Source organism: Rhizobacter sp., from assembly GCF_031412075.1.
Classification (GTDB): Bacteria; Pseudomonadota; Gammaproteobacteria; order Burkholderiales; family Burkholderiaceae_C; genus Rhizobacter.
On sequence record NZ_JANOCG010000420.1, the window covers coordinates 1 to 3,605 of the forward strand.

A 3,605-nucleotide genomic window follows, 5' to 3' on the forward strand; every position below is an offset into this window, starting at 1 on the left:
CGACAAATACGACTTCCCCGGCGACGCCACCCCCATCATCCATGGCAGCGCCAAGCTCGCCATGGAAGGCGACAAAGGCGAACTCGGCGAAGGCGCGATCCTGAAGCTCGCAGAAGCCCTGGACACCTACATCCCCACCCCCGAGCGTGCCGTGGACGGCGCCTTCCTGATGCCGGTTGAAGACGTGTTCTCGATCTCCGGGCGCGGCACCGTGGTGACCGGCCGTATCGAGCGCGGCATCATCAAGGTTGGCGAAGAAATCGAAATCGTCGGCATCAAGGCCACCCAGAAGACCACCTGCACCGGCGTGGAAATGTTCCGCAAGCTGCTCGACCAAGGTCAAGCCGGCGACAACGTGGGCATCTTGCTGCGCGGCACCAAGCGCGAAGACGTCGAGCGTGGCCAAGTGCTGTGCAAGCCGGGCAGCGTCAAGCCGCACACCCACTTCACCGCTGAGATCTACGTGTTGAGCAAGGAAGAGGGCGGGCGCCACACCCCGTTCTTCAACAACTACCGCCCGCAGTTCTACTTCCGCACGACCGACGTGACGGGTGCGGTGGAGCTGCCCAAGGACAAAGAGATGGTCATGCCTGGCGACAACGTCAGCATCACCGTCAAGTTGATCAACCCGATCGCCATGGAAGAAGGCCTGCGCTTCGCCATCCGTGAAGGCGGCCGCACCGTCGGCGCCGGCGTCGTGGCAAAGATCTTGGAGTAAGACTGCGTGACGACTGGGCTGGATTGAAAAGATCCACGCCCGGCCTGTGCACCCCGCGACCGCAAGGCCGCATCGTTCTTTTTAGGAATTCGTCATGCAAAAGCAAAAGATCCGCATTCGCCTGAAGGCGTTTGACTACAAGCTGATCGACCAGTCCGCGCTGGAAATCGTCGACACCGCCAAGCGCACCGGCGCCATCGTCAAGGGCCCGGTGCCCCTGCCGACACGCATGCAGCGTTTCGACATCCTGCGTTCGCCGCACGTCAACAAGACGTCGCGCGACCAGTTCGAAATCCGCACGCACCAGCGCCTGATGGACATCGTTGATCCGACCGACAAGACCGTGGACGCGCTGATGAAGCTCGACCTGCCGGCTGGTGTCGACGTCGAGATCAAGCTGCAGTAAGACCCCTGTCTGTAAGGCAGTTGCCGTTAACCCGGCTTCTGCCCTACAATCGCAGGCTTTCCCGGAAACAGGTGCGCCCTTCAGGGCGCGTTTGTATTCCAACCAGTCAGCCCGGCCAATCGATGTCGGGTATCGAAACAAAGGCTTCCAAACCGAAGGGTGCGGGGGCTGGAGAAAATTATGAGTCTGAGCAACCGTCTCGGTTTGCTGGGCCGCAAGGTGGGCATGATGCGCATCTTCACAGACGACGGCGATGCCGTGCCTGTGACGGTGCTGGACGTGTCCAACAACCGCGTGACCCAGGTCAAGACCGCAGAATCCGACGGCTACAGCGCCATTCAAGTGGCGTTTGGTTCGCGCAAAGCTTCGCGCGTGTCCAAGCCTGAAGCTGGCCACCTCGCGAAAGCGGGCGTTGAAGCCGGTGAGATCCTCAAGGAATTCCGTGTTGCCGCCGACGTGGCTGCTGGCTTCAAGCCGGGCGCCCAGGTGCCGGTCAGCACGTTTGCCGTGGGTCAGCTGGTGGACGTGCAAGGCACCTCCATCGGCAAGGGCTTCACCGGCACGATCAAGCGTCACAACTTCAAGTCGCAGCGCGCGTCGCACGGTAACAGCCGTTCGCACAACGTGCCGGGCTCGATCTCGATGGCGCAGGATCCGGGTCGCGTGTTTCCGGGCAAGAAGATGTCCGGCCAGCGTGGTGACGTGACCAAGACCACCCAGAACCTCGACATCGTTCGCATCGACGAAGCCCGCCAGCTGCTGCTGGTGCGTGGCGCGGTGCCGGGCTCCAAGAACGGCCATGTGGTCGTGAGCCCTGCTGTCAAGGTGAAGGTCAGGCGTGGTGGCGAAGCCGCCGCAGCGCCTGTGAAAGGAGCCAAGTAATGCAACTCGAGCTCCTGAACGAACAAGGCCAGGCAACCGCGAAGGTTGACGCGCCCGACACCGTGTTCGCACGTGATTACAACGAAGCGCTGGTGCACCAGATCGTCGTGGCCTTCCAGGCCAACGCACGCCAAGGCACCCGTGCGCAGCTCGATCGTGCCGAGGTCAAGCACTCGACCAAGAAGCCGTGGCGCCAAAAGGGCACCGGCCGCGCTCGTGCCGGTATGACGTCTTCGCCGCTGTGGCGTGGAGGCGGTCGGATTTTCCCGAACAGCCCGGACGAAAACTTCACCCAGAAGGTCAACAAGAAGATGTACCGCGCCGGTATGGCCGCCATCCTCTCGCAGTTGGCTCGTGAAGGCCGCCTGGCCGTGGTTGATTCGATCACCATCGACGCACCCAAGACCAAGCTGCTGGCTGCCAAGTTCAAGGCCATGGGCCTGAGCTCGGTGCTGGTGATCTCGGCCGAAGTCGACGACAACCTGTTCCTGGCTTCGCGCAACTTGCCGAATGTGCTGGTCGTTGAGCCGCGTCACGCTGACCCGCTCTCGCTGGTGCACTACAAGAAGGTGCTGGTGACCAAGGCCGCGATCGAGCAACTCCAGGAGATGTTCGCATGAGCGCCACCCAAGTCAACAAGCCCAAGCACGCCGACAACCGTCTGGCCCAAGTGCTGGTCGCTCCGATCGTGAGCGAAAAGGCCACCGCCGTCGCCGAGAAGAACAACCAGGTGATGTTCAAGGTGCTGCGCGATGCGACCAAGCCCGAGATCAAGGCGGCCGTCGTGATGCTGTTCAAGGTCGAAGTCGAATCGGTTCAGACCGTGATCCAAAAGGGCAAGGTCAAGAAATTCGGTCGTTCGATTGGCCGCCGTGACCACGTCAAGAAGGCGTATGTGTCACTGAAGGCGGGCCAAGAGCTCAACTTCTCTGGGGAGGCCGCGTAATGGCCGTCATCAAAGTCAAACCGACCTCGCCTGGCCGCCGTGCCGTGGTGAAGGTGGTGCATGCACACCTGCACAAGGGCAAGCCCGAAGCGTCGCTGGTCGAGCCGCAATTCCAGCACTCGGGCCGCAACAACAACGGGCACATCACGATTCGCCACAAGGGCGGTGGTCACAAGCACCACTACCGCGTGGTCGACTTCGTGCGCAACAAGGATGGCATCCCGGCAAAGGTCGAGCGCATCGAGTACGACCCGAACCGCACGGCGCACATCGCGCTCGTGTGTTACGCCGATGGCGAGCGCCGCTACATCATTGCCCCGCGTGGCCTGGAAGTGGGTTCGACGGTCATGAGCGGCGCAGAAGCGCCGATCAAGGCCGGCAACACGCTGCCGATCCGCAACATCCCGGTGGGTTCGATCATCCATTGCATCGAGATGCTGCCTGGCAAGGGTGCGCAGATCGCCCGCTCGGCCGGTACGTCGACGACGCTGCTGGCGCGCGAAGGCACCTACGCTCAGGTTCGCCTGCGCTCGGGTGAGGTTCGCCGCATTCACATCGACTGCCGCGCCACCATTGGCGAAGTGTCGAATGAAGAGCACAGCCTGCGTCAATACGGCAAGGCCGGCGCGATTCGCTGGAAGGGTATCCGACCG

6 protein-coding genes are annotated in these 3,605 nt (G+C 62.2%); all 6 read left to right on the forward strand.

From position 1 onward, the window contains the following. A partial coding sequence (locus tag RMO40_RS15810) for an EF-Tu C-terminal domain-related protein (RefSeq protein WP_309723402.1) occupies positions 1-718 on the forward strand: 718 nt, incomplete at its 5' end. Between the two features lie 94 nt (positions 719-812). Then, complete coding sequence (rpsJ, locus tag RMO40_RS15815; protein ID WP_019561663.1) at positions 813-1,124, forward strand: 30S ribosomal protein S10; 312 nt, start codon at positions 813-815, stop codon at positions 1,122-1,124. 180 nt (positions 1,125-1,304) lie between these two features. Beyond that, on the forward strand, positions 1,305-2,006 hold the full coding sequence (gene rplC, locus RMO40_RS15820; RefSeq protein WP_309723418.1) for a 50S ribosomal protein L3: 702 nt from the start codon (positions 1,305-1,307) through the stop codon (positions 2,004-2,006). Beyond that, a complete protein-coding gene (rplD, locus tag RMO40_RS15825; protein WP_309723421.1) occupies positions 2,006-2,626 on the forward strand; it encodes a 50S ribosomal protein L4 in 621 nt (206 codons plus the stop codon). Before rplC ends, rplD begins: the two co-directional genes overlap by 1 nt. Further along, entirely contained in the window at positions 2,623-2,952 is a 330-nt protein-coding gene (rplW, locus tag RMO40_RS15830; protein WP_309723424.1) for a 50S ribosomal protein L23, read from the forward strand. Before rplD ends, rplW begins: the two co-directional genes overlap by 4 nt. Beyond that, positions 2,952-3,605, forward strand: a 654-nt coding sequence (rplB, locus tag RMO40_RS15835; protein WP_309723427.1) for a 50S ribosomal protein L2, incomplete at its 3' end; no start/stop codon positions are given. The genes rplW and rplB, both read left to right, overlap by 1 nt.